Source organism: Streptomyces sp. NPDC039736 (assembly GCF_055596485.1).
Genome location: NZ_JBVIUQ010000002.1, coordinates 926,678 through 952,877 on the forward strand (window position 1 = coordinate 926,678; position 26,200 = coordinate 952,877).

The 26,200-nt window shown below is 72.0% G+C and carries 21 protein-coding genes and 1 pseudogene; 14 read left to right on the forward strand and 8 right to left on the reverse strand.

The genetic code is table 11. The features are described 5' to 3' along the window. Positions 1-33 precede the first annotated feature (33 nt). Complete coding sequence (gene hutI, locus ACZ56L_RS09175; protein ID WP_468687658.1) at positions 34-1,203, forward strand: imidazolonepropionase; 1,170 nt, start codon at positions 34-36, stop codon at positions 1,201-1,203. A 120-nt stretch (positions 1,204-1,323) separates the two neighbouring features. Here the strand turns inward: hutI and ACZ56L_RS09180 are convergent, their stop codons facing one another. Continuing rightward, positions 1,324-2,277: an RNA polymerase sigma factor SigF gene (locus tag ACZ56L_RS09180; RefSeq protein WP_345222280.1), complete on the reverse strand. Its 954-nt coding sequence runs from the start codon at positions 2,275-2,277 to the stop codon at positions 1,324-1,326. Between the two features lie 353 nt (positions 2,278-2,630). On the opposite strand from ACZ56L_RS09180, the gene ACZ56L_RS09185 reads away from it, so the two are divergent. From ACZ56L_RS09185 to ACZ56L_RS09210, 6 genes and pseudogenes are all read left to right on the forward strand, one after another. Continuing rightward, entirely contained in the window at positions 2,631-3,011 is a 381-nt protein-coding gene (locus ACZ56L_RS09185; RefSeq protein ID WP_345222281.1) for an STAS domain-containing protein, read from the forward strand. Positions 3,012-3,757: 746 nt separating this feature from the next. Then, positions 3,758-4,138, forward strand: a pseudogene (locus ACZ56L_RS09190) (ATP-binding protein); the annotation flags it as partial. A gap of 197 nt (positions 4,139-4,335) precedes the next feature. After that, the gene (locus tag ACZ56L_RS09195) at positions 4,336-5,067 is read left to right on the forward strand and encodes a peptidase (protein WP_345222282.1); all 732 of its coding nucleotides are present in this window, start codon (positions 4,336-4,338) and stop codon (positions 5,065-5,067) included. 2 nt (positions 5,068-5,069) lie between these two features. Then, positions 5,070-5,918, forward strand: coding sequence for a COG1470 family protein (locus tag ACZ56L_RS09200; RefSeq protein ID WP_471062751.1), 849 nt, complete (start codon positions 5,070-5,072; stop codon positions 5,916-5,918). Next, complete coding sequence (locus ACZ56L_RS09205; RefSeq protein WP_471062753.1) at positions 5,915-7,129, forward strand: hypothetical protein; 1,215 nt, start codon at positions 5,915-5,917, stop codon at positions 7,127-7,129. The genes ACZ56L_RS09200 and ACZ56L_RS09205 overlap by 4 nt, the downstream gene beginning before the upstream one ends. 14 nt (positions 7,130-7,143) lie before the next feature. Further along, complete coding sequence (locus ACZ56L_RS09210; RefSeq protein ID WP_471062755.1) at positions 7,144-8,565, forward strand: hypothetical protein; 1,422 nt, start codon at positions 7,144-7,146, stop codon at positions 8,563-8,565. Positions 8,566-8,660: 95 nt separating this feature from the next. Here the strand turns inward: ACZ56L_RS09210 and ACZ56L_RS09215 are convergent, their stop codons facing one another. Further along, entirely contained in the window at positions 8,661-10,187 is a 1,527-nt protein-coding gene (locus tag ACZ56L_RS09215; protein WP_345222287.1) for a peptide MFS transporter, read from the reverse strand. Between the two features lie 432 nt (positions 10,188-10,619). Here ACZ56L_RS09215 and ACZ56L_RS09220 point away from each other — a divergent pair, with 432 nt between their 5' ends. Both ACZ56L_RS09220 and ACZ56L_RS09225 read left to right on the forward strand, forming a co-directional pair. Beyond that, positions 10,620-11,297, forward strand: a complete 678-nt coding sequence (locus ACZ56L_RS09220; RefSeq protein WP_345222288.1) for a response regulator transcription factor — start codon at positions 10,620-10,622, stop codon at positions 11,295-11,297. 38 nt (positions 11,298-11,335) lie between these two features. Continuing rightward, on the forward strand, positions 11,336-12,610 hold the full coding sequence (locus ACZ56L_RS09225; RefSeq protein ID WP_345222289.1) for an ATP-binding protein: 1,275 nt from the start codon (positions 11,336-11,338) through the stop codon (positions 12,608-12,610). Here ACZ56L_RS09225 and ACZ56L_RS09230 read toward each other — a convergent pair. Continuing rightward, positions 12,603-13,148, reverse strand: coding sequence for a GtrA family protein (locus tag ACZ56L_RS09230; protein ID WP_401753973.1), 546 nt, complete (start codon positions 13,146-13,148; stop codon positions 12,603-12,605). The two genes, ACZ56L_RS09225 and ACZ56L_RS09230, sit on opposite strands and share 8 nt — an antisense overlap. 216 nt (positions 13,149-13,364) lie before the next feature. Here ACZ56L_RS09230 and ACZ56L_RS09235 point away from each other — a divergent pair, with 216 nt between their 5' ends. Genes ACZ56L_RS09235 through ACZ56L_RS09245 form a run of 3 tightly spaced genes read left to right on the forward strand, consistent with a single transcriptional unit; the run spans position 13,365 to position 16,257 of the window. Continuing rightward, the gene (locus ACZ56L_RS09235; RefSeq protein ID WP_468687732.1) at positions 13,365-14,495 is read left to right on the forward strand and encodes a 5-(carboxyamino)imidazole ribonucleotide synthase; all 1,131 of its coding nucleotides are present in this window, start codon (positions 13,365-13,367) and stop codon (positions 14,493-14,495) included. 28 nt (positions 14,496-14,523) lie between these two features. After that, on the forward strand, positions 14,524-15,024 hold the full coding sequence (gene purE, locus ACZ56L_RS09240; RefSeq protein WP_345226428.1) for a 5-(carboxyamino)imidazole ribonucleotide mutase: 501 nt from the start codon (positions 14,524-14,526) through the stop codon (positions 15,022-15,024). Positions 15,025-15,072: 48 nt separating this feature from the next. After that, on the forward strand, positions 15,073-16,257 hold the full coding sequence (locus ACZ56L_RS09245; RefSeq protein ID WP_471062759.1) for a dipeptidase: 1,185 nt from the start codon (positions 15,073-15,075) through the stop codon (positions 16,255-16,257). 61 nt (positions 16,258-16,318) lie between these two features. Here the strand turns inward: ACZ56L_RS09245 and ACZ56L_RS09250 are convergent, their stop codons facing one another. Then, positions 16,319-17,494, reverse strand: coding sequence for an acyl-CoA dehydrogenase family protein (locus ACZ56L_RS09250; RefSeq protein WP_345222294.1), 1,176 nt, complete (start codon positions 17,492-17,494; stop codon positions 16,319-16,321). Between the two features lie 195 nt (positions 17,495-17,689). Between ACZ56L_RS09250 and ACZ56L_RS09255 the strand changes: the two genes are divergently transcribed. Then, positions 17,690-19,027, forward strand: coding sequence for a UDP-glucose dehydrogenase family protein (locus ACZ56L_RS09255; protein ID WP_471062761.1), 1,338 nt, complete (start codon positions 17,690-17,692; stop codon positions 19,025-19,027). A gap of 75 nt (positions 19,028-19,102) precedes the next feature. Here the strand turns inward: ACZ56L_RS09255 and ACZ56L_RS09260 are convergent, their stop codons facing one another. Beyond that, positions 19,103-20,401, reverse strand: coding sequence for an LCP family protein (locus tag ACZ56L_RS09260; RefSeq protein ID WP_471062763.1), 1,299 nt, complete (start codon positions 20,399-20,401; stop codon positions 19,103-19,105). Between the two features lie 106 nt (positions 20,402-20,507). Between ACZ56L_RS09260 and ACZ56L_RS09265 the strand changes: the two genes are divergently transcribed. After that, a complete protein-coding gene (locus ACZ56L_RS09265) occupies positions 20,508-21,056 on the forward strand; it encodes an acyl-CoA thioesterase (RefSeq protein ID WP_345222300.1) in 549 nt (182 codons plus the stop codon). Between the two features lie 42 nt (positions 21,057-21,098). On the opposite strand, the gene ACZ56L_RS09270 is transcribed toward ACZ56L_RS09265, so the two are convergent. The 3 genes from ACZ56L_RS09270 to ACZ56L_RS09280 all read right to left on the reverse strand — a co-directional run bounded on the left by ACZ56L_RS09270 (position 21,099) and on the right by ACZ56L_RS09280 (position 26,196). After that, positions 21,099-22,559: an LCP family protein gene (locus ACZ56L_RS09270; RefSeq protein WP_471062765.1), complete on the reverse strand. Its 1,461-nt coding sequence runs from the start codon at positions 22,557-22,559 to the stop codon at positions 21,099-21,101. 146 nt (positions 22,560-22,705) lie between these two features. Continuing rightward, positions 22,706-24,388 (reverse strand): LCP family protein, encoded by a 1,683-nt coding sequence (locus tag ACZ56L_RS09275; protein WP_471062767.1) that lies wholly within the window; start codon positions 24,386-24,388, stop codon positions 22,706-22,708. A gap of 53 nt (positions 24,389-24,441) precedes the next feature. After that, the gene (locus ACZ56L_RS09280) at positions 24,442-26,196 is read right to left on the reverse strand and encodes an LCP family protein (protein ID WP_471062769.1); all 1,755 of its coding nucleotides are present in this window, start codon (positions 26,194-26,196) and stop codon (positions 24,442-24,444) included. Positions 26,197-26,200 lie beyond the last annotated feature (4 nt).

Sequence of the window (26,200 nt, forward strand, 5' to 3'; positions counted from 1 at the left end):
CCCGGGCCCCGCCCCCGACCCCGGACAAGGAACATGCCCTCCACCCTCATCCACAACATCCGCTCCCTGGTCACCAATGACCCCGCCCTCGGCCGGGGTCCCCTCGGCCTGGTCGAGGACGCCGCCGTCGTCATCGAGGGCGAGCACATCGCCTGGGTCGGCCCCGGCGACAGGGCCCCGCAGGCCGACGCCGCCCACGACGCCCGGGGCCGCGCGGTCCTCCCCGGATTCGTCGACTCCCACTCCCACCTGGTGTTCGGCGGTGACCGCACCCAGGAGTTCAACGCCCGCATGTCCGGCCGGGCGTACGAGGCGGGCGGCATCCGCACCACCGTCGCCGCGACCCGCGCCGCGAGCGACGAGGAGCTCGCCGCGAACCTCGCCCGGTACCTCCGCGAGGCCCTCCAGCAGGGCACGACCACGTTCGAGACCAAGTCCGGCTACGGGCTCACCGTCGAGGACGAGGCCCGCGCCGTGCGCATCGCGAGCGAGCAGACATCGGAGGTCACCTACCTCGGCGCGCACATCGTCAGCCCCGACTACGCCGACGACCCGGCCGGTTACGTCGACCTGGTCACCGGCGAGATGCTGCGGGCGTGCGCCCCGTACGCCCGCTGGATCGACGTGTTCTGCGAGAAGGGCGCCTTCGACGGCGACCAGGCGCGCGCCGTCCTGACGGCGGGCAGGGCCGAGGGGCTGATCCCGCGCGTCCACGCCAACCAGCTCTCCCACGGGCCGGGCGTGCAGCTCGCGGTGGAGCTGGACGCCGCCAGCGCCGACCACTGCACCCACCTCACGGATGCCGACGTGGACGCGCTGGCCGCCGGGAACACCGTCGCCACCCTGCTGCCGGGGGCGGAGTTCTCCACCCGGGCGGCCTGGCCCGACGCCCGGCGGCTGCTCGACGCGGGCGTCACCGTCGCGCTGTCCACGGACTGCAATCCGGGGTCGTCGTTCACCTCGTCCATGCCGTTCTGCGTCGCGCTCGCGGTACGGGACATGGGGATGACCCCCGACGAGGCGGTCTGGTCGGCGACGGCCGGCGGCGCCCGGGCGCTGCGGCGCACGGACATCGGGCGCGTCACGCCGGGCGCACGCGCCGATCTCGCGCTGCTGGACGCCCCCAGCCACGTGCACCTGGCCTACCGGCCCGGTGTTCCGCTGGTCCGCGCCGTCTGGCGGAACGGCGTGCTTGCGGTGTGAGGTCCTGGGTAGGCGGACCGTGCAGCACCCCGCACAACAGAACGTCGGACTGCCCCGGATACGGCCTGGGGCAGCCCGACGTTCCCGCCCGACGCGCACCGGGCGGCCGTGCCGGCGGTGTCACTCGACGACGGTCAGCGCCTTGCGCAGCTTGACCAGCGTGCGCGAGAGCAGGCGCGAGACGTGCATCTGGGAGATGCCCAGCTCGTCGCCGATCTCCGACTGCGTCATGTTGGCGACGAAGCGCAGCGAGAGGATCCGGCGGTCGCGGGTCGGCAGCGAGGCGATCAGCGGCTTCAGGGACTCGATGTACTCGATGCCCTCCAGGCCGTGGTCCTCGTAACCGATCCGGTCGGCCAGCGCGCCCTCGGAGTCGTCCTCCTCGGGCTGGGCGTCCAGCGAGCTCGCCGTGTAGGCGTTGCTCGCGGCCATGCCCTCGACGACCTCTTCCCGGCTGAGGTCGAGCCGCTCGGCCAGCTCCGCCACGGTCGGGGAGCGGTCCAGCTGCTGGGCCAGCTCGTCACCCGCCTTGGCGAGGTCCAGACGCAGCTCCTGGAGGCGGCGCGGCACCCGCACCGACCAGGACGTGTCGCGGAAGAAGCGCTTGATCTCGCCGATGATGGTCGGCATCGCGAAGGTGGGGAACTCCACACCCCGGCTGAGTTCGAAGCGGTCGATGGCCTTGATCAGGCCGATCGTGCCGACCTGGATGATGTCCTCCATCGGCTCGCTGCGGGTGCGGAACCGGGAGGCGGCGAACTTGACCAGGGCCAGGTTCAGCTCGACCAGGGTGTTGCGGACGTAGGCGTGCTCGTGGGTTCCCTCTTCGAGGGATTCGAGACGCTCGAAGAGCGTCTTCGACAGGGCCCTGGCATCCAGCGGCCCCACCTCGTCGTACGGCGGAATCTCGGGAAGGTCGGAGAGGCTGTCGGGCCGCTCCGTGGCGGCCCAGGCGGCCACCGTGCTTCTTCCGGTTCCGGTCTCGATCTGCTCGGGCGGGGGTGTCGACGCGGCGTCGTCCTGCTTGAGGTGGGTACGCGTCTCGTCGAGCCGGGGTGACATGGTGTCCTCCATCGTTCTCGGCATATGGCTGCCGATGCCGATACGTGTTCCTGCGGAGAAGCGGCGCCTCCGAAGCCGGTGGTGGGCGGGCGGTGATCGGATGTGTCGCTCCTAGGCCTACCTGCTCGCAATGGACGGTTGCAAGTGCGTTATGTCCGAATAAGCCCAGTTCAGGACGTTGTTCGACTACCCGTGCGTGTGAAGAAGGCGTAGTGTTCTGCTGCTGTCGTGGGCATACCGCGCAGCCTTGACGCGGCCTTAAGGTGCGCTTGAGTTAGACAGGACACATCGGCGGGGCGCGTAAAGGCCGCCGCCATCGAGCAGGACACGTACAAGCAGAACCACGACGGCGAAAAGGGACGGGCATGGACCGCGGGACGGTCGGCAGCGCGAACCGGGGCCGGCTTCAGGTCGAAGTGCGGACCGAAGGCCGGAACGAGATCGTGACTCCGGCAGGCGAACTGGACCACCACACGGCCGAGCTGCTTCGGGAGCCTCTTGAGCAGGCGCTCGACGACGGGCGGACGCGCCTCGTGATCGACTGCTCGCTCCTTGAGTTCTGCGACTCGACGGGGCTGAACGTACTGCTCGGGGCCCGGCTCAAGGCCGAGGCGGCGGGCGGCGAGGTGCACCTGGCGGGCATGCAGCCCGTCGTGGCGCGCGTCTTCGAGATCACCGGGGCGGAGGCCGTCTTCACCGTGCACGACACGCTGCAGGACGCCCTCGCCACGACCCCGGGAAGCTGACCGGCCAGACCTCCTCGGGCGCCACGCGTGAAGCGCGTGGTGCGGCCCGTGACGAATCGTGGGTGTTCTCACGGTTCGGTCGGGCAGGAGGAATCACAGACCCTGCAAACGACGACTTGGTGAATCGGTGAGGTGAAGCGCTGATGAGCACCACCCGGCAGCATCCGCCGGGCGACCTCGGCCCCGAGCCGGACGGCATCGCCTCCGATGTCTCCGGCGACGCTTCCGCGGCAGCGGAGGGCGTGTCCGAGGTTCCTGCCGGGGTGCGGGCTGCACCGGCGACGGGCACAGCCGCTGCGCCGGCGCCGCCCGCGCCCTTGTCGTCCGCGCCCGTCCCGGGCGACGGTCCGCCGGGCGCGCCCGACACCGTCATGGGCGGCGGCGCGTTCGCCCCGGCGGCCGATGCCGCCACGCACCTCGCCGACGTCCCCGTGCGGGGCGGCCACCCCATGGGGTCCGGCGGGCCCGACGGGACGGACGGCTCCTTCGGCGTGCCCGCGGGCGGCACGGGCGGCCCCGCCGCCGCCCAGGGCTCGGCGCACACCGGCAGGGGCGGCTCGTCCGAGGCCCCGGGTGACACGCGTACGACCGCGAGCGGCACGCGCACGACGGAGACCGGCACGCCCGCGCCGGACAGTGACACGCGTACGTCGGACAGCGGCACGCGCACGCAGGAGGAGGAGGCCGCCGACACCCTCGCCGCCGCCGAGGCCTCCGGTCGGCTCCGCTCCCTCCCGCTGAACGGGGCCAGCGGCATCGTCCCGCTCGCCCGCGACTTCACCCGGCAGGCCCTGTACGACTGGGGCTGGCTCCCGGCGTCCACCGCCGACCGGCGCGCCGCCGCCGAGGACGTCCTCCTCGTCGTCTCCGAGCTCGTCACCAACGCCTGCCTGCACGCGGAGGGCCCCGAGTCCCTGCGGGTGGCCAGCGACGGCAAGGTGCTGCGCCTGGAGGTCACCGACCGCAGCGGCGGCGAGCCCGCCCCGCGCACCCCGCACCGTGCGGGCCGCCCCGGCGGCCACGGCATGTTCATCGTCCAGCGCCTCTGCCTGGACTGGGGTGTCTCCCGCGCGCCCGACGGCGTGCCCGGCAAGACGGTCTGGGCGGAACTGGCGGCCCCCGCCTAGGGGCCGCCGCCGGAACGGGCGAGTCCCCGCCGGTCCCCAGCAGTGGGAGAGCACGTCGATACCGGCGTGCTCTTTGTCTTCCCCTCACAAGGCCACCGGCGTACCTTGAGCGCCCAATCTGATGCGCCGTCAGTAACTTGGCCGGCCGTACCCGGCCCGTTGCCCCGCGGTGCTCCGGCGTACGAGGGGATCACGAGGTGTCGTACCAGAAGCAGACCCGCACGCTGACCCGAAAGCCGGCCGCGCTCGCCCTGGCGGTCGCGGTCGCGAGCTCGGTGGTGCTCATCGCCGCCCCCGCCGCGCAGGCCGACGTCGTCGACGTCAACTACCAGTGCAGGACGCCGATCGGGAACAAGGGGGCGGTCTCCCCGATCGACATCAAGGCGGTCAGCAGCGGCAACGGCCACACCCTCACCATGTCCTTCCAGAAGGGCGTCTCCTCCAGCCCGGTGGAACTGGGCAAGGGGGCCATGAAGCCGAGCGCGGTGATCGAGCTGGGCGGTGCGGACAGCGGCCGGGTCGCCATGGCCGGGCCCGCCAACTCCGCGGCCATACCCGCCAACACGCCCATCAAGATCAGCGACCTGTCCGGTACGTACACCCCCAGGAAGAGCGGCAAGGTCACCTTCACCGCGGGCGTCCTCACCATCAAGGCCCTCGGCACGACGACCACCTGCACCCCCTCCAACAACCCCGGACCGGCCCTGGAGCTGGACGTGAAGGCGTCCGGCGGGGGAGCGGGCGGCGGGTCGGGGGACTCCGACGGCAGCGCCTCGCAGGGCACGCCGTCCGGCACCGGCGAACTGCCCAGGACCGGCCCGCTGGACTCCGCCGTCGCGCTCGGCACCCTCGGCGGCACCGTCCTCCTCACCGGGGCGGCGGGCGCCCTGTGGCTCACCCGCCGCGGCCAGCAGCGCTCGACGCACTGACCGTGCGCCGCCACGTCCTCGCCGCCGGCGCACTGCTGGGACTGCTGTACGCCACCGGGCCCGCCCCCGCCGTCCACGCCGCCGACGCGTGGACGGCGGCGCCCGTCGCCGGGGGCGGCAGCCGGCCCGGCAGCGGCGGACGCCCGTACTTCTACCTCCAAGGCGCGCCCGGCACCGTCTTCGAGGACCGGCTCTCCGTCGTCAACCCCGGCCGCGCCTCGCTCACGGTGACGCTGCGCGCCCGGGACGCCGAGGGGACGTGGATCGCGCTCGCCTCCCGTCAGGTGCGGGTGCCGCCGCGCACCCGGGCGGACGTGCCCTTCACGGTGACCGTCCCGGCCGCCGCCCAGCCCGGCGACCACCCCGGCGCGCTCGTCGCCTCCTCGGCGGACGGCCGCGAGCAGCGCACCGAGGTCCGGCTGCGGGTCAGCGGCCCGACCCTGGCGGCCCTCTCCGTCGAGGACGTCCGGATCGAGGACGGCCTCATCCGCTACGCCCTGGTCAACCGGGGCAACACGACCCTCACCCCGCGCGTCGCCGTCGCCGCCGACGGGGCGCTCGGCGGCGAACTGCTGCGCCGCGGGGCCCGCGAGATGCGGGACCTGCCGCCCGGCCGCCGCGTCGAACTCGCCGAGGTCTGGACCGACACCCCCGCTCTGGACCGGGCCCGCGCCCGGCTCACCGTCACGGCGGGCCCCGGCGTCCGCGAGGAGGCCACCGCGACGGCGACCTTCGTGACCTGGGGCCCGGCGCTGGGGCTCGGCGGGGGAGCGGCGGCGCTCCTGGCGGCGGGCGGGCCGCTGGTCGTACGGCACAGGAAGCGGGCGGCACAGGAGGAGGAGCGCGGATGAGGACCGGCCGGAGTGTGGTGGCCGCCGTGGCGGCGGCGGTGGCGACCGCGGTGCTGCTGCTGGGCGTTGGGGCCGGTCCGGGGTCGGCCGCGGAGAAACCGGCCGTCACGCTGTCGAAGAGCGAGGCGGGCAAGGGCGGCGAGCTCACCGTCCGGGGCAGCGGCTGGCGGCCCGGGGCGCTGCTCATGCTGCTGATCTGCGGCGAGGCGTCCCCGGCGGCCGGTGTGCCCGGCGGCACCAACTCCTGTGCCAACGCCGACGGCCGGGCCGTCACCACCGACGCCGAGGGCCGCTTCACCCGCGTGCTGGAGGTCGCCGAACCGCCCAAGCCCTGCCCGTGCGTGGTGCACGTCGCCACCGTGCAGGGGCGGCAGGCCGCCGTGGACGCCGAGTTCAGGGTCGCCGGACATCCGGTCGCGCCGCTGCCGAAACCCGCGCCGGACGCCGGGCGGCTCGCGGTGATGCGCTCCGACGTACGGCTCGAAGGGTCGGGGTCGCTGCTGACCTGGTTCGGCGCGCCGGAGTCGCGCAGGGTCGTGCTGAAGCTGGGCAACCTCGGGACCGCGCCCGTCGTCGACCCCGTCTTCCAGGTCGGCACCTCGCACGGGGTGTTCTCGCCGCTGTGGGAGGAACGCCGGTGGCGGGGCACGATCGGGCCCGGCAAGGAGGCGGAGGTCGCGCTCGACGTGACGCTGCCGGCGGGGGCGTACGGGGACTACCTGGTCTCGGTGAAGTACGGGACGACCGTGATGGCCGCCCAGCCCTGGGGGGTGGACCGGCCGTGGGGGGTGGTCCTGTTCTGGGTGCTGGCGGCGGTGGTGGTCCCGGCGGGCCTGTTCCGGGCCGGGCTGGCGGTGGTGGACCGGCTGCGGCCGCGGACGGGGGCGGGGGCCGCTGGCGGGAGGCGCCGGGCGCCGGCCCGGCACAGGACCGCACGGCAGAAGGCCCCGGCGAAGACCACGGACCCGGGGCCGTCGGCACGGGCCGGGGCCGGGGGCGCCGAGGAGCCGGGCGGTGGGCCGACGGCCGTGCTGCCGCTGCCCTGGTTCACCCCGGACAGCGCCCCGGCGCCGCGGCCCGCACCGCCGCCGCCGACCTTCCCGCACAAGCAGCCGCCGGGGACGTACGAGCAGGCGGCGCACGGGCACGCACAGGTTTCCGCACCGCACGAGAGCACCGCCGACTCCCCTACCCCGAAAGGCAATCCGTGAAGACGCAATGGAGGATGGGCGCGACCGGCGTCGCGCTGATGCTCACCGGTGCGGGACTGCTGCTGGCCGCGCCCCCCGCGACGGCCGCGGAGGTGTCGTACCGGACCGAGTGCGTACCGCCGCCCGTCTCGGGCCTGCCGCCGGTGCAGGGCACCACCAAGGTGTCCGTGACCGCGCCCGCGACCGCGAAGGTCGGCGACGAGGTGGAGGTGGTCTGGAAGACGGTCGAGGCCGCGTCCAGGAACCCCGACGTCCTCGATCTCGACAAGGACACCGTCAAGCCGTCCGGCACGATCGAGGTCGGGGGAGCGCAGCCCGGCGACCTGAAGCTGGAGGGCCCGCGGCGGAACCCGCCGATCCCCAAGAACAGCCCCATGGTGCTGCCCGAGATGAAGGGCAAGCTGCGGCTGACCGCGGCGGGCGACGTGACGCTCAGCCCGGGCGCGTACACCATCAACGTCAGCAAGCCGCTGTCGACGGACACCAAGTGCACACCGAAGGAGGAGGTCCGGCCCGCCGCGACGATCAAGGTGACGGAGGGCGGCGGCTCCGGTGGCACGTCGTCGGGCGGAGGCACGTCGTCCGGCGGAGGCACGTCGTCGGGCGGAGGCACGTCCACGAACGGCGGGACCACCGCCACGGGCGGCACCACCACGACCGGAGGCGGCGACTCCGGAGGCTCCGCCACGGGCGGCTCCGGTTCCGGCGGCACGTCCACCACCGGTGGCGGCGGCGACGGCGGGACCGACTTCCCCGGCAAGGAGGTCGCGGTCGAGTACGCCTGCCAGTCCCCGGGCCCGGCCGCCATCAAGACCCGGGTCACCGTCAACGCCAAGAAGAACGACGGCGGCTACGGCCTCACCGTCACCACCGCCAAGGGCGTCATGAACAGCCCCGCCGCCCTGCCCGCGGGCGCCCTCAAGCCCTCCCTGGACCTCGTCCTCGGCGGCGCCGACAAGGGCAGCGTCAAGGTCACGGGACCCGGCAACAAGGACCCCCTGGAGCAGGGCAAACCCGTCGACCTGCCCGACATGACCGGCAGCTACCGGCCCGGCGCCGACGGCAGGGCCACGCTCTCCCCCGGCACCCTCACCATCGACGTCTCCCTGGGCGGCCAGAAGATCGCCATTCCCTGCGCGGTCAAGGGCACGTCCCCCGTCTCCCTCGAACTCGACACGGCGGCCCAGCCGGGCGGCGCGAGCGGCGGCAGCGGCTCCGGCTCCGGCTCCGGGGGCGGTGACTCCGCAGGCTCCGGTTCGGGCTCGGGCTCGGGCTCCGGTTCGGGCGGCGGGGCCGCCGGCGGCGACCTCGCCGAGACCGGCGCCTCGTCGGACGGCGTCCTGCGCGCCCTGGCCCTGGTCGCCGGAACCGCCGTCCTCCTCGGGGGCGCGGTCTTCACCTTCACGCCGTGGCGGCGGCTGAGGGGCACCCGGTAGCCACCGGGCGCGGACCGCGGAAACGACGGAGGGCCGCCGCACCGATCCCGGTGCGGCGGCCCTCCGTACGGACCGCGGAAGCGGAGACGCGCGGGTCAGCGCACCTCGCCCATCAGCGCGCGGACCTTGTTGCGCGACATCCAGATCAGGAAGCCCGCCGCGACGGCCGCGGCGGCCTCGAAGACCACGACGCCCGGGCTGTTCAGGTCGACACCGGCGACGGACAGCATGCCCGTCACGCTGTCACCCGCGGTGACGGCCAGGAAGAAGACGCCCATCATCTGCGAGGCGTACTTGGCGGGAGCCATCTTCGTGGTCAGCGACAGACCCACCGGCGACAGGCACAGCTCGGCGACGGTGTGCATCAGGAAGATGAGCACCAGCCACCACATGGTGACCTTCGTGCCGTCGGTGGCCAGGTTCATCGGGATGAGGAACACGAAGAACGAGGCGCCCGCCACCGCCAGGGCGATGGAGAACTTCACGATGGTGCTGGGCTCGCGGTTGCGCTTGGCCAGCGCCAGCCAGATGGCGGCGGCGACCGGGGCGAGCAGCATGATGAAGCCCGGGTTGAGGACCTGGAAGAGCACGTTCGGCATTTCCCAGCCGAAGAGGTTGCGCTCGGTCTGCTTGGAACCGAAGAGCGACAGCGTCGACGCGCCCTGGTCGAAGATCATCCAGAACACGGCGGCGGCCACGAAGAAGTAGATGAACGCCGTCATCTTGGTCTGCTCTTCGCCCGACAGGTCCTTGTCGCGCTTGATCTTGACCAGTACCGCGATCGGGATCAGCAGTCCGGCCAGGATGATCGGGACCAGCACCCAGTTCAGGGTGAGCCTGAAGACGTCGGTGAAGTTCACCAGCAGGTAGAAGGCGGCGATCACGGCGACGCTCGAGAGCGCCTTGATGACGACGCCGCGCTTCTCCTGCGCCGACAGCGGGTTCGCGACCCGGTTGTCCCGCTCGCTGAAACCGCGGGTGCCGAGCGTGAAGGTGATCGCGCCGATCGCCATGCCGATGGCCGCCAGACCGAAGCCCAGGTGCCAGTTGACCGTCTCGCCGATCATGCCGATGGCGATCGGCGCGAGCACGGCACCGAGGTTGATGCCCATGTAGAAGATCGTGAAGCCGCCGTCGCGGCGGACGTCCGTCGGGTCGGTGTAGAGGTGGCCGACCATCGTGGAGATGTTGGCCTTCAGCAGGCCCGAGCCGACCGCGATCAGGCACAGACCGACGAAGAACATGATCTGCCCCGGCAGTGCCAGGGACAGGTGGCCCGCGACGATCACGAAGCTCGCGATCTGGACGGTCTTGCGAGCGCCCCAGACGCGGTCACCGAACCAGCCGCCGGGCATGGCCATGAGGTACACCATGGCCACGTAGACGGAGTAGATGGCCGTGGCCGTGGCCGCGGTCATCGCGAGGCCGCCGCCCTGGCTGCCGGTCGCCGCGTCGGCGCCACCGGAGACCAGGTACAGCACGAGCAGGGCCCGCATGCCGTAGTAGGAGAACCGCTCCCACATCTCGGTCATGAACAGAATGGCCAAGCCGCGGGGGTGGCCGAAGAAGGCCGTGTCCCCGGCGGGTGCGCCGGGGGTTTCCTTCGTCAGGCTGGACGCCATGGTCGATCCTTGCTTGCTCGGGACGCGTCCGCGATGGAGTTGTCGGGTACGCGCCCGGGTGGGGGGCAGCCGGCACCGGAGCGGAGGGTCGCCGCCCCGGGATCCACGCCCCGCGGCGCATCGTCGCGCGCGGAGCCCGGCCCTAGGTCATTCACGTGCCGTCAGGATCGGTGGACCCGATCATGCACACAAAAGGGCCCGTGGCAGTCATTGCCGCCAAAGGCCCCCGATTAGTGCAACAAACGTGTTCGCCACCTTACGACACGACAGTGCGGCATATGGAAGGACTTGAGAGATGGATCACAGGCGTTCATGGAACTGATTCCCCATATTCAAAGGTCCTTCATGGGAATGGGCCCTTGGGCCACAGGCGCCGTCGGTTCCCGGACGATCACTGACGGGGCACCGGCCGCGCCGACTAACATTCCCCCCATGACCCGTGTACTGCTCGCCGAGGACGACGCATCCATTTCGGAGCCACTGGCCCGCGCACTGCGTCGGGAGGGTTACGAGGTCGAGGTCCGCGAGGACGGACCCGCTGCCCTGGACGCCGGACTCCAGGGGGGCGTCGACCTGGTCGTGCTCGACCTGGGCCTGCCCGGCATGGACGGCCTGGAGGTCGCCCGCCGGCTGCGCGCCGACGGCCACACCGTGCCGATCCTGGTGCTCACCGCCCGCGCCGACGAGGTCGACACCGTCGTCGGGCTCGACGCCGGCGCCGACGACTACGTCACCAAGCCCTTCCGCCTCGCCGAGCTGCTCGCCCGGGTCCGGGCCCTGCTGCGGCGCGGCTCCTCCGAGCCCGCCCCGCCCCCGGCCACCCACGGCGTCCGCATCGACGTCGAGTCGCACCGCGCCTGGATGGGCGACGAGGAGCTCCAGCTCACCGCCAAGGAGTTCGACCTGCTGCGCGTGCTGGTGCGCGACGCGGGCCGGGTCGTCACCCGCGACCAGTTGATGCGCGAGGTCTGGGACACCACCTGGTGGTCCTCCACCAAGACCCTGGACATGCACATCTCCTGGCTGCGCAAGAAGCTCGGCGACGACGCGGCCAACCCCCGCTACATCGCGACGGTGCGGGGCGTCGGCTTCCGCTTCGAGAAGAGCTGAGCAGCACGCCGTACCCGGCGACCGTGCATTCTTGACGCATGCGTCGCCGCCTGATCAATTCCACGCTCGCCGTGGTGCTCGTCGTCATCGCCGTCTTCGGGGTCTCCCTCGTCATCGTCGAGACCCGCACCATCAGCAACAGCGCCCAGGAGTCCGTCGACTCCGAGGCGCTGCGGCTGGTGAGCGTCGTCGAGGGCCGCCTCGTCGGCGAGGGCACCGTGAGCCGGGACGTACTGGTCAAGCAGATCGGCGGCCACCGGTACGCCCGTATCGACCTCCCCGGACAGCCGCCCATCGAGATCGGCGCCCGCCCCACCGACGGCATCATCGAGGGCCGCGCCTCCGGCGAGCGGGGCGAGACCGTCACCGTCATGGAGTCCCGGTCCACCGTCACCCGTGAGGTCGGCCGCACCCTGCTGATCATCGGCGCGGTGGCCCTGCTGGCAGTGATCGCCGCCGTCCTGCTCGCCGTGCGTCAGGCCAACCGGCTGGCCTCCCCGCTCACCGACCTCGCCGAGACCGCCGAACGCCTCGGTTCCGGCGACCCCCGCCCCCGCCACAAGCGGTACGGGGTTCCCGAACTGGACCGGGTCGCCGACGTCCTGGACTCCTCCGCCGAACGCATCGCCCGGATGCTGACGGCCGAACGCAGGCTCGCCGCCGACGCCTCCCACCAGCTCCGCACCCCCCTGACCGCCCTCTCCATGCGGCTGGAGGAGATCACCCTCACGGAGGAACTGGACACGGTGAAGGAGGAGGCCACCATCGCCCTCACCCAGGTCGAACGCCTCACCGACGTGGTGGAGCGCCTGCTCACCAACTCCCGCGACCCGCGCACCGGCTCCGCCGTCGCCTTCGACCTGGACGAGGTCGTCAAGCAGCAGATCGAGGAGTGGCGGCCCGCCTACCGCAGCGCCGGGCGGGCGATCGTGTGCTCCGGAAAGAAGGACCTGCGCGCCGTCGGCACCCCGGGCGCGGTCGCCCAGGTGCTGGCCGCCCTCATCGAGAACTCCCTCATGCACGGCGGCGGCACGGTCGCCCTGCGCTCGCGCGTCACCGGCAACCAGGCCGTCATCGAGGTCACCGACGAGGGCCCCGGCGTCCCCGTCGACCTCGGCGCGCGGATCTTCGAGCGGACGATCAGCGGCCGCAACTCCACCGGCATCGGCCTCGCCGTCGCCCGCGACCTCGCGGAGGCCGACGGGGGCCGCCTGGAGCTCCTCCAGCAGAAACCGGCCGTCTTCGCGCTGTTCCTCAGCACGGTGGTGCCGGACAGCAGGAACACCGAGGAGGCCCGCAAGACGATCAGGTGAGGCGAGGGGCGACGGGCTCCGGTTCCGGCTGCGCCGCGCCCGCCGCGGTCATCTCGTCCTGGTCGAGAAACCGCTCGGCCTGCTCGACCGCCTCCTTGGCCGGCAGCGCCCGGAACACCCATGTCCGGTACGACCAGAAGCGGAACAGGGTCGCCACCCCGATCCCGAACACCTTGAAGAAGTTGGACTGCAACGGGGTGTTCCAGCCGAAGCCGTACGTCGCCGCGTACAGCAGCCCGTTCTCGATGACCGCGCCGACCACGCTGAACAGCAGGAAGAGCGTCAGCTCCTTGGCCCGCCCGCTCTTGTCGCGGTCGCGGTAGGTGAAGTACCGGAAGCCGACGTAGTTGAAGAGGACCGCGATCACCGTCGCGAGCAGCGAGGCCCGCACCACCTGGAGGTCGGTGGTGTTCCGCAGCACGTTGAACGCCGCCATGTTGACCAGGAGGCCGAGCCCCCCGACCGCCCCGAACTTGACGACCTCGCGCGCGAGCTGTTCGAGACGTGTGCGCAGCGCGGTACCGCCAGGCTCGCTCATAATCGGTGTCGACCCCGTTCGGTTGATGTCGTCAACCCGGCCATGCTAACCATCACCCCCGCGCCCCCGCCCGAGCGCGTGCGCCGCCCGGTCGCGGTTCGGCCACCCCGGCGGGACGGCCCGCCACCCTGCTTGTGCGTTCGTACGAAGGAGGGGGCGTCCGGGGTGGTACGTGCCTACGGATACTCTGGACGGGTGACGTTCCCGGTAGTCGGTATGGTCGGCGGCGGCCAGCTCGCCCGTATGACCCACGAGGCGGGCATCCCCCTCGGCATCAAGTTCAAGCTGCTCAGCGACACCCCCCAGGACTCGGCGGCCCAGGTGGTGAGCGAGGTCGTCGTCGGCGACTATCGCGACCTGGACACGCTCCGCGCCTTCGCGCGCGGCTGCGACGTGATCACCTTCGATCACGAACACGTACCGACCGAACACCTGCGGGCCCTGGAGGCCGACGGCATCCCCGTCCGCCCCGGCCCGGACGCGCTGATCCACGCCCACGACAAGGGGGTGATGCGCGCGAAGCTGACCGAGATCGGCGCCCCGTGCCCGAGGCACCGCATCGTCGCCGACCCGGCGGACGTGACGGTCTTCGCCGAAGAGGGCGACGGCTACCCGGTCATCCTCAAGACCGTGCGCGGCGGCTACGACGGCAAGGGCGTCTGGTTCGTCCGCTCCGAGGCCGACGCCCACGAGCCCTTCCGGGCCGGGGTCCCCGTCCTCGCCGAGGAGAAGGTCGACTTCGTCCGCGAGCTGGCCGCCAACATCGTGCGCTCCCCGCACGGCCAGGCCGTCGCCTACCCCGTGGTCGAGTCCCAGCAGGTCGACGGCGTCTGCGACACGGTCATCGCCCCGGCCCCGGACCTCTCCGAGGCCCTCTCCGGCGAGGCCCAGCAGCTCGCCCTGCGCATCGCCGCCGAACTGGACGTCGTCGGCCACCTCGCCGTCGAACTCTTCGAGGTCCGCGACGCCGACGGCAATCCCGGCATCCTCGTCAACGAACTCGCGATGCGCCCGCACAACTCCGGCCACTGGACCCAGGACGGCGCGATCACCTCGCAGTTCGCCAACCACGTCCGCGCCGTCCTCGACCTCCCCCTCGGCGACCCGCGCCCGCGCGCCGCCTGGACGGTCATGTGCAACGTGCTGGGCGGCGACTACCCCGACATGTACAAGCCGTACCTGCACGTCATGGCCCGCGACCCGCAGGCGAAGATCCACATGTACGGCAAGGACGTGCGCCCCGGCCGCAAGGTCGGCCACGTCAACACCTACGGCGACGACCTGGCCGACGTGCTCGACCGGGCCCGCCACGCCGCCGGCTACCTCCGAGGAACGATCGTTGAGTAACGCACCCGCTCCGCTGGTCGGCATCGTCATGGGCTCCGACTCGGACTGGCCCGTCATGGAGGCCGCCGCCACCGCGCTCGCCGAGTTCGAGATCCCCTACGAGGTCGACGTCGTCTCCGCGCACCGGATGCCGCACGAGATGATCGGGTACGGCGAGAACGCGGCCGGCCGCGGCCTCAAGGCGATCATCGCGGGCGCGGGCGGCGCGGCCCACCTCCCGGGCATGCTCGCCTCGGTCACCCCGCTCCCCGTCATCGGCGTCCCCGTCCCCCTGAAGTACCTCGACGGCATGGACTCCCTCCTCTCCATCGTCCAGATGCCGGCCGGCGTGCCCGTCGCGACGGTCTCCGTCGCGGGCGCCCGCAACGCGGGCCTCCTCGCGGCCCGCATGCTCGCGGCGTTCGACCCCGCCCTGCTGACCCGCATGCGGGAGTTCCAGCAGGACCTGAACGCCCAGGCCACCGAGAAGGGCAAGCGCCTGCGCACCAAGGCGATGGGCGCCCCGGACTCCTTCGGCTTCGGGAAGTAGACCAGCACAGCGCCCGGGCAACGACGGGCAGGGAGCAGGACATCACCCATGAACGAGCTGGACAGGGCCCACGCCCTCCTCGCCGACTTCCCCGTCGTCGACGGCCACAACGACCTCCCCTGGGCGCTGCGCGAACAGGTCCGCTACGACCTGGACCGCCTCGACATCGCCGCCGACCAGTCCGCCCACCTCCACACGGACCTGGCCCGCCTCCGCGCGGGCCGGGTCGGCGCCCAGTTCTGGTCGGTGTACGTCCGCACCGACCTCACCGGCGACGAGGCGGTCAGCGCCACCCTCGAACAGATCGACGTGGTGGGGCAGCTGATCGCCCGCTATCCCCAGCACCTGGTCCGGGCCCTGACGGCGGACGACATGGAAGCGGCCCGCCAGGACGGCCGCATCGCCTCCCTGATGGGCGCCGAGGGCGGCCACTCCATCAACAACTCGCTGGCCACCCTGCGCGCCCTGCACACGCTCGGCGTGCGCTACCTGACGCTCACCCACAACGACAACATCCCCTGGGCGGACAGCGCCACCGACGCCCCCGCCTGCGGCGGCCTGACCGCCTTCGGCCACGAGGTCGTCCGCGAGATGAACCGCGTCGGCATGCTCGTCGACCTCTCGCACGTCGCCGCCGGCACGATGCGCGCGGCCCTGGAGACCACCGAGGCACCGGTGGTCTTCTCCCACTCCTCCGCCCGCGCGGTCTGCGACCACCCCCGCAACATCCCGGACGACGTGCTGGCCGCGCTCCCCGCCAACGGCGGCGTGGCGATGGCCACCTTCGTCCCCAAGTTCATCCTCCCCGAAGCGGTCGCCTGGACCGCCCGCGCCGACGACAACATGCGCGCCCACGGCCTGCACCACCTCGATACCACCGCCGAGGGCATGAGGGTCCAGCGCGCCTTCGAAGCCGCCCACCCCCGCCCGATGGCCACCGCCGCCACGGTCGCCGACCACCTCGACCACATGCGCGAGGTCGCGGGCGTCGACCACATCGGCATCGGCGGCGACTACGACGGCACGGCCTTCACCCCGGCGGGCCTGGAAGACGTCACGGGCTACCCGAACCTGATCGCCGAACTCCTCACCCGCGGCTGGTCCACCGCCGACCTCGCCAAACTCACCTGGCAGAACGCGGTCCGCGCCCTGCGCGACGCGGAATCGGTCGCCCGCGACCTCCAGACCCGCCGGGGGCCGTCCAACGCGACTCTGGAGCAGTTGGACGGCTGACACGGGAAGCGGGGCGGGGGCACCGCGCACGGCGCCCCCGCCCCGCTGTTCCGCAGCCGGACTACTTCGGCAGGTTGCGCGCCATCACGATGCGCTGGACCTGGTTCGTGCCTTCGTAGATCTGGCAGATCTTCGCGTCCCGCATCATCCGCTCCACCGGGTAGTCCCGCGTGTAGCCGTAGCCGCCGAGGAGCTGGATGGCGTCCAGGGTGATCTCCATGGCCGCGTCGGAGGCATAGCACTTGGCCGCCGCGCCGAAGAAGGTGAGGTCCTCCTTCTCGCCACCGGCGGCGACGCGCTCGGACTTCGCCGCCGCCGCGTACGTGAGCTGGCGGGCCGCCTCCAGCTTCATGGCCATGTCGGCGAGCATGAACTGCACGCCCTGGAAGTCGCCGATCGGCTTGCCGAACTGCTTGCGCTCCTGGACGTAACCCTTGGCGTAGTCCAGGGCGCCCTGCGCGATGCCCAGCGCCTGGGCGGCGATGGTGATGCGGGTGTGGTCGAGGGTCTTCATGGCGGTGGCGAAGCCGGTGCCCTCCGCGCCGATCATGCGGTCGGCGGGGATGCGCACGTTGTCGAGGTAGACCTCGCGGGTCGGCGAGCCCTTGATGCCGAGCTTCTTCTCCGGCGCGCCGAAGGAGACGCCCGCGTCGGACTTCTCCACCACGAAGGCGGAGATGCCCTTCGAGCGCTTCTCCGGGTCGGTGACCGCCATGACCGTGTAGTACTCGGACTCGCCCGCGTTGGTGATCCAGCGCTTCACGCCGTTGAGGACCCAGAAGTCGCCGTCGCGGACCGCGCGCGTCTTCATGCCCGCGGCGTCGGAGCCGGCGTCCGGCTCGGAGAGGCAGTACGAGAACATCGCCTCGCCCTTGGCGAGCGGGGCGAGGTACTTCTTCTTCAGTTCCTCCGAACCAGAGAGGATCACCGGGAGCGAGCCCAGCTTGTTGACGGCCGGGATCAGGGAGGAGGACGCGCAGACGCGGGCCACCTCCTCGATCACGATGACCGTCGCCAGAGCGTCCGCGCCCGCGCCGCCGAAGGCCTCGGGCACGTGCACCGCCTGGAGGTCGGCCGCGACCAGCGCGTCCAGCGCCTCCCGGGGGAAGCGGGCCTGCTCGTCCACCTCGGCCGCGTACGGGGCGATCTTCGCCTCGGCGAGCGCGCGCACCGACTCCCGCAGCATGTCGTGCTCTTCGGACGTCCGGTACAGGTCGAAATCGGGCGAACCTGCCAAGGCTTCTCACTCCCCAAGGATCCACGGCTGCTAACTACCGTTAAGTAACCAAGATTTTAGAGCGCGGGCCCGGTCTTGGATACGTGAGTTTCCCGACAGGGGCGCACCCGGCGCACAGCTCGGGCGGAACCTCCCCTTACGGGGGCCCGGATATGCTCGGGCGCGTTGTCCCGCCCGCACCGCTAGGAGCACCCCATGGCCCTCAGGATCACCGTGATCGGCACCGGCTACCTCGGCGCCACCCACGCCGCGGCGATGGCCGAGCTCGGGTTCGAGGTGCTGGGGCTCGACGTGGTGCCCGAAAAGATCGAGACGCTCGGCGCCGGGCGCGCGCCGATGTACGAGCCGGGTCTCGAGGAGCTGCTGCGCGCGCACGTGGCGGGACTGCCGGGGTCGAGCGGACGGCTGCGCTTCACGACGGACTTCGCGGAGGCCGGGGCCTTCGGCGACGTGCACTTCGTGTGCACGAACACCCCGCAGAAGCACGGCGAGTACGCGAGCGACATGAGCTACGTCAACAGCGCGTTCACCTCGCTCGCCCCGCACCTGAACAGCGACGCGCTGGTCGTCGGCAAGTCCACCGTGCCGGTCGGCTCCGCGGCCCGGCTGAAGCGGCTGCTGGCCGAGCAGGCCCCCGAGGGCGTCGAGCTGGCGTGGAACCCGGAGTTCCTGCGCGAGGGCTTCGCCGTCCAGGACACCCTGCACCCCGACCGCCTGGTCGCCGGGGTGGAGAGCGAGCGCGCGGAGAAGATCCTGCGCGAGGTCTACGCCACGCCGATCGCCGAGGGCTCCCCGTTCGTGGTGACGGACTTCCCCACGGCCGAGCTGGTGAAGACCGCCGCGAACTCCTTCCTCGCCACGAAGATCTCCTTCATCAACGCCATGGCCGAGGTCTGCGAGGCCGCCGACGGCGACGTGGTGAAGCTGGCCGAGGCGATCGGGTACGACGAGCGGATCGGCCCGAAGTTCCTGCGCGCCGGCATCGGCTTCGGCGGCGGCTGCCTGCCCAAGGACATCCGGGCGTTCATGGCGAGGGCCGGCGAGCTGGGCGCCGACCAGGCGCTGACCTTCCTCCGCGAGGTCGACTCCATCAACATGCGCCGCCGCGGCCACATGGTCGAGCTGGCCCGTGAGGCGTTGGGCGACGCCGGCTTCCTCGGCAGGCGCGTCGCGGTCCTGGGCGCCACCTTCAAGCCGGACTCCGACGACGTGCGCGACTCGCCCGCCCTGAACGTCGCGGGCCAGATCCACCTCCAGGGCGGCCAGGTCACCGTCTACGACCCCAAGGGCATGGCCAACGCCCGCCGGGTCTTCCCCACCCTCGGCTACGCCGACTCCGCCCTGGAGGCGGTGCGGGGCGCGGACATCGTGCTGCACCTCACCGAGTGGCGCGAGTTCCGCGACCTGGACCCGGCGGAGCTGGGCCGGGCCGTCGCCCAGCGCGTCATCCTGGACGGCCGCAACGCCCTGGACTCCGCTGCGTGGCGCGAGGCGGGCTGGACCTTCCGCGCGATGGGCCGCCCGAAGGCCTGAGCCACCGGGGGCACGCGGACGGGGTGGCGGCGTCCCGCGTGGGACACCGCCACCCCGTGGCGGAGCGGCGTGCGCTCAGTTCGAGGTCACCGTGACCTTCTCGTCGTTCTGGATCTGCTGGACCAGCTGACGCACCTTCGCCTTGTCCCAGACCACGTTGCCGTTGCGGAAGCCGCTGCTGGGCATGTTCATGGACTTGCCCTCGCCGCCGCTGACGCCCTTCATCGCGAAGAACATCCCGGCCAGGTCGAACAGGCCCATGTCCTTGTCCACGACCAGCGTGTCCAGGCCCGCGCCGAGCGTCGGGTAGAGGGAGAAGGGGTTGAGCAGCGTGCCGGGGGAGGCCGCCTGGCTCGCCAGGGCCGCCAGGAACTTCTGCTGGTTCTTCGTGCGCGCCAGGTCCGCCTCGGCGAAGGCGTACCGGGTGCGGACGAAGGCCAGGGCCTGCTCGCCGTTGAGGGTCTGCTTGCCGGCCTGGAAGTCGGCGCCGGACTTCTTGTCCTTGAAGGCCTTGGGGATGTCCAGCTCGACGCCGCCCATCGCGTCCACGATGTTCGCGAACCCGGCGAAGCCGATCTCCGCGTAGTGGTCGATGCGCAGGCCGGTGTTGTGCTCGACGGTGCGCACCAGGAGCTCGGGGCCGTCCTCCGCGTAGGCGGCGTTCAGCTTGACGCGGCGGTGCCGGTTCTCGAAGCGCTTGCCGGACTGGGAGCCGACGAAGGAGGGGATCTCCACGTCCGAGTCGCGCGGCAGCGAGATCATGGTGTCGCCGCTGGAGCAGGAGGCCAGGATCATCATCGAGTCGGTGCGCTTGCCCTCCGCGGAACCGGTGTGCAGGCGCTTCTTGTCCTCGGCGGTCATGCCCTCGCGGCTGTCGGAGCCCACCACCAGGTAGGTCGTGCAGTCGCCCTCCTTCGGCCGGTCGATGACCTTGGCGAGGTCGACCTCGCGGCGGACCTTGGAGTCGGCCCAGAAGTACGTGCCGACGGAGGTGACCGCGACGACCGCGACGACGGCGATCGCGCCGACCTTGAGGCGGCGGCCCCAGTTCGGCGCGGGGCGCGGGCCGCGGGCGGCGCCGGAGCCCGCGCCGTTGCCGCCGCCCCCGCGGCCGCCGCCGTAGACCTGGCCGGTGTTGTAGCCGTCGTCGTGGCGGGGGCCCGGGTCCTGGCCGTACCCGTGGTCGTCGTACCGCTGGGCCTGCTGCGGCGGGACGGACGGGGCCGGGGGCGCGGGGCGCCGGCCGGCGGGGGGCGGTACCTGGCCGCGCTGCACATGCCGCATCACCCGGGGGCCCTCGGGCTGCGGGCTCGCAGCACCACGGCCGTACCCGTTGTCGCGGTCGTCGTTTCGTGCACTGGGCCAGTCGCTCATGCCCTCAGTGTGCGGCCAGGGAGCGGCGGGCTCACAGGGCGGGTGGGATTTCGGGGCAGGGCTGTTGCAGAGCTGATGCATTGTGCACCGGCATAAAGTAGAGGGCATGACAGATCAGGCCCAGGCCCCGGAAGATCTCTTTCCGGGCAAGCCCACCTCCGCGTCCCGTACCACGCTCAGCCACATCATGACCGCTGCGGAAACGAATCTGCTGGGTACGGTGCACGGCGGCGTGATCATGAAGCTGGTGGACGACGCGGCGGGCGCGGTCGCCGGCCGCCACTCCGGCGGGCCCGCCGTCACCGCCTCCATGGACGAGATGGTCTTCCTGGAGCCGGTGCAGGTCGGCGACCTGGTGCACGTGAAGGCCCAGTGCAACTGGACCGGCCGCTCCTCCATGGAGATCGGGGTACGGGTCCTGGCCGAGCGGTGGAACGAGTCCACCCCCGCCCAGCAGGTCGGCTCCGCCTACCTGGTCTTCGCCGCGGTCGACGCGGACGGCAAGACCCGCCCGGTGCCTCCGGTGATACCCGAGACGGAGCGCGACCGGCGGCGCTACCAGGAGGCCCAGATCCGGCGCACCCACCGGCTCGCCCGGCGCCGTGCCATCAAGGAGCTGCGGGACCGGCGGGCGGCGGAGGGCCTGAACGACTAGGCCCGGTCCGCGGCGCCGGGGACGTGCCGCCGGTTCCCCGGGTCACGGGCACACCACCTGGTCCCCGGTCACCACCCCGAACTCGCCCTGGTGCGCGTCCTGCGCCCGCACCGGCGTCACGCCCCGGTAGTCGGCCCCCGCCGTGACCCGCATCAGGCCGCCCTGCCCCCTGACCGGCCTGAGCTCGCAGCCCGGCAGCGCCGCCGCCAGGGACTGCGCGCTGCGGTCCCAGCGCGGGTCGAACGTCAGCAGGGTGCGGGCCAGGTCCCGGCGCACCCCGTTGCCGGGCGTGCCCGTGGTGCGGAAGCCGGTGGCCCGCAGTGCCGCGTCGACGCGCCCGCCCAGGCCCGCGGCGCGCGTCCCGTTGTCCACCTGCACCCGGATCTGCTCCGGGGAGACGTCCACCGGGGTCGCCCGGTGCTTCGCGGGGCGCGGGACGCCCAGCGGCCGGTCCTCCCGCAGCGCCTGGAAGAGCTTCCCGGCCTTGGCGTCGTCCCACTTCAGGGTGGAGCCGATGCCCTTCACCGGGAAGCTCATCTCGCCGACCGGCACCGACGTGAACTCCGAGGACGCCGGGGTGAAGCCCCGCATCGCCTGCCCGAGGGCCAGCATCTCCCGCGTCCCGAAGCCCTGGTCGGCCCGCACCGAGCCCAGCAGCGTCGAGGCGACCTCGCGGAAGCGCACCGGGTTGAGCAGCGCCCCGCTGTCGGTGACCTTGGCGATGAACGCGGCCAGGAACCGCTGCTGGCGCTGCATCCTGCCCAGGTCGGAGGCCCCGTCGACGTGCCGGGAGCGCACGTACTGGAGGGCCTGGCCGCCGCCCAGCCGGTGGGTGCCGGGGGCCAGGTCCAGACCCGTGTGGCTGTCCTTGAGGGTGGTCGTGGTGCAGATGTCGACGCCGCCGAGCACGTCCACCGTCTTCATGAAGCTGGTGAAGTCGACCTCCAGGTAGTGGTCGATCTTCACCCCGGTCATGTGCTCGACGGTGCGCGTGGTCAGGCCGGGCCCGCCCTCCGCGTACGCGGCGTTGAGCTTGACGGGGTGGGCGCGGTGGTGCTCGCCGGTGGTCTCGTCCGTGTGCTCGGGCATCTCGGCGTAGCTGTCGCGCGGGAGGCTGACGACGCTGGCCCGCTCCCGGTCCTCCGAGACGTGCACCAGCATGACCGTGTCGGTGCAGTGGCAGGGGGCGCCGCCCAGCCGGTACTTCTCCTTCTCCTCCTGGGTGATCCTGTCCCGGCCGTCGGTGCCGACCAGCAGGATGTTCATGCCGCGTCCCGGCTCCGTCTCGGGCCGGTTCTTCATGTCCTTGAACGGGTCGACCCGGTCGATCCCGGTGTTCATGCCGGTCACCACCGCGTGCCCGACCCCGCCCGCCGCCAGCACCAGCACGGACAGGGTGGTCGCCACCCGCAGCCCCCAGTGCGGCCGCTCGTCCTGCCTGCGGCGCCGGTCGCGGGGGCGGTGCGGGCGGCGTCGGGCGGGCTGTCGGGGCGGCACGGGCACGGGGGACACCTCCGCTGGGGGCACAGGACGCAGATCGCCTCGTACCGTATGCCGATACGATCTCCAGACCGGTGGACCCGCCCGGCCGCCGCGCGCGGCTGTCCCCCGTTCGCGGTAACGCGCCGGAGCTCAGGCGCGCCGCGGCGTCAGTCCCTGCCGCTCCACTGGTACGGGCCGTACACGTCCATGCAGCCCTTGTCGCTGCCCTTGACCGCCTCGGCGGACTGCGGGACGTCGCCCGCCTTCGGCACCTCGGCCTTGGGGTAGCTGGTGCCCTTGCGCCAGTCGGAGCCGACGGTCAGCGTCACGCCCGAGACGTCGGTGGAGCGGCTGACCGCGGACGGCGGCAGGCCCAGCGACTTGGCGACGGCCTGGGCGTCGCCCTCCAGCTCGGCGCTGGGGAAGCTGACCCTCGTCCGTTCGAGGTTCGGGCCGCCCTTGGCGGCCGAGGCCCGGGTGTAGCCCTTGCCGGCGAGGATCTGCGCGACGGCGGACGCCCGGCCGGTGGCGGGGCCCTGGGGGTCGCCGCCGGTGCCGTTCTGCACGGTCACCGCGAGTTCGCCGACGGCGGCCGAAGGTTTCTTCGCGGGCTTCTCGGCGGGCTTCTTCTGCCCCTTGCCGTCGGACGCGCCGCCGTTCTTGTCGAACGGGATGTCGTCCTGGAGCAGCTTGAGGACCTTGGGGGAGTCCTTGGGGTCCACGACGTAGTGGGCGAGCGGGTTCCGGGGGTCCGCGACGGTCGGCAGCGAGGTCATGGTGATGCTGTCCGAGGGGACGTTCTTGAGCTCCATCGCCAGGTCGAAGAGCTTCTTGGGCGTGCCGATCTCGGTGGACACCGTGAGGGCCTTCGTCGCGGTGTCGGCGAGTCCGGTGATCCGGCCGACGTTGGTGAAGGCGTTCTCGTCCTGGAGCTTGCGCAGCATCGAGTTCATGTACATGTGCTGCGCCTTCGCGCGGCCCTTGTCGCTGAAGAACGCGTGCCGGGTGCGCAGCCACTGCAGGGCCTGCTCGCCCTGGATCGTGTGCGGGCCCTTGGCCAGCTTGAGGCCCGAGCCGCCCTTCTGGCCCCGCGTCCCCTTGTCCCAGACGCCCTGGTTGAGGCAGACGTCGACGCCGCCCACGGCGTCCGCCATCTGCACCACACCGGAGAAGTCGATCATCAGCCAGTGGTCGATGTAGATGTTGGTGAGCTTCTGCCAGGTGTCCAGCACACAGCTCGGGCCGCCGAGCGCCAGCGCCCTGTTGATGATGGTGTTCGTGGGCGGGGAGACCTTGCCGGTCTTCTCGTCCTTGCACTCGGGGATGTCCACCCGGGTGTCGCGCGGAATGCTCACCACCGAGGCGTGCTTGCGGTCGGCGGAGACGTGCAGCAGTTTCTGCACGTCGGCCAGCGGCGGGTTCTTCGTGAGGTCCTTGCCGCCGCCCAGCTTGACGTTCTCGGGGTCGGCGCGGCTGTCGGAACCTATCAGCAGGATGTTCAGCGGGGTCTGCCCGGCCGCGTTCGCCTTCGGCTTGTCCGGGCCCTCGCCGCCGCTGCGGGCGCTGCTGCGCAGGTTGCTGTTGAGGTGCTGGTAGTAGAGGTATCCGGCGCCGGCCGTACCGAGGATCAGCACGGCGAGGGACACCGCTCCCCAGCGCAGGATCCGCTTGCCCCTGCCGCCCTCGGGGCCGCGCCGGCGCGAGCCGCCGCGGCGGCCTCCGCCGTGGCCGACGCCGGCCGCCTCGTTCGACCGCGGTCCCGCGTCCGGGTCCGCGTCCTCGTAGAGACTGTCGTCCCAGCCGAGGTTGCGGGCCCGGGCCCCCTGCCCCTGCACGCTGCTGTTGCCCACCGGGCCCCCACTCACTTCTCTTCAGTTTCCGTTCCGCACCCGGTGGCGCGAGGTCATCGGGCGCAGACCGACGTGCCGGCGTTGGCCTGCTGGATGCCCTCGGGCGCCTTCGCCGGGGCGCCCAGCGGCTTGCCCGGGCCGCCGAAGTCCTTGCCCAGCGTGAGCGTCATCGCCTCACGGGCTCCGGCCTGCCTGCCGTTCGGCTTGAGGGCCGAGCCGGGCAGGCCCATCATCGCGGCGAGTGCGCGAGCCTGGTCGGCCTGGTTCTCTCCATAGGTGAGAGTGGTTTTCGCGGCGTCGGGTTCCGGCGAATTGCCACCGTTGGTGGCGAGCCTGGCGCCCTTCTCGACCTGGAGCCAGGTCAGGGTCTCCTGGGCGGCGCCGCCCTTGCCGCTGCCGTTGTAGACGTTGACCCGCACGTCCTCGGCGGCGGCCTTCTCGCCCTTGAGCAGGGCCTGTTGCCGGTCCTGCTGCTCGGCCTTCTCCTTCTTCTTCACCTCGGTGAGGGAGACGTCCGACTGCAGCATCGAGAAGAGGGCGTCGGCCTTGGCCTTGTTGACGACGACGGTGGCCTTCGCGCCCTTCGGCTCGTCGGGGTTGTCGTCGACCGGCAGGGTCGTGAAGGTGATGTTCTTCGGGTCGACGGCGGAGACCTCCTCGGCGAGGGACTTCAGCTTGCCGAGGCCCGCGATGCCCGTGTCGACGGTCAGCGCCTTGGTCGCGGCGTCGGCCAGGCTGTAGAGCTTGCCGACGTCGGTCAGCGTCTCGCTGGACTTCATCTTGCGCAGCATCGCGCCCAGGAACTGCTGCTGCGTCTGGATGCGGCTGAGGTCCGAGCCCAGGCCGAACGCGCCCCGGGTGCGCACGAAGGCCAGCGCCTGCTCGCCCTCGATGACGTGCTTGCCCTTGCTCAACTTCAGGTGCGACTTCTTGTCGTTCACGTCCTTGGCGACGCAGACCTCGACGCCGCCGATCGCGGTGGTCAGCGACTTCACCGCGTTGAAGTCGACCATCATGAAGTGGTCGACGGTCAGCCCGGTGATCTCCTTGACCGTGCGCATCGTGCAGCCCGGGTCGCGGCCCGACTGGCCGAGGCTGGTGTTGAAGCGGGCGAAGGCGCTGCCCGGAATGATCTTGTCCGAACCGTCCTCCTGCTTGGTGGGGCAGTCCGGGATGCGTGTCTTCAGATCGCGCGGGATCGACACCGCCGTCGCGTTGGTGCGGTCCTTGGAGACGTGGAAGAGGATCGTGGTGTCGGCGTGGCCGGGGCTGTTCTTGTCGCCGTAGCCCTCGTTGCCGTCGCCGGTGCGCTTGTCGGTGCCGATGACCAGGATGTTGATGGCCTGGTCCTTCTTGAAGCCGCCCGAACCGCCGGAGATCTCCACCGACTTGAGGTTGCCGTTGAAGTGCTGGTAGAGCGCGTACGCGCCGGCCGAGCCCGCCACCAGGACCACGCCGACCACACCACCGGTGATCTTCAGCGCCTTCTTGCCGCCCTGCTTGGGCTGCTTGCGCTTGCGGCGGCCCGCCTGCGCGGCGGCGCCCTCGCCGTGCGGCGCCCGGCCGCGGGGCGCTCCGCCGCGGGGCGCGCCTTCGCGGTTCCGCTGCGCGGGTACGTCACGGCGCGGCGCGGCGCCGTCGCGGCGGCTCCGCGGGACCTGGCCGCGCGGACTGCCCTGAGGCTGCCCCGCACCTCGCGCGGACCCTGCGGAATTGTCCAGTCGCAGTTCGTAGTTGCCGGTGTGCGGGTTGAGAACCCACTGGTCGGCGGGGTCGATCTCGTCCGCCCCACGGCTGTGCGCGTCCACGGTT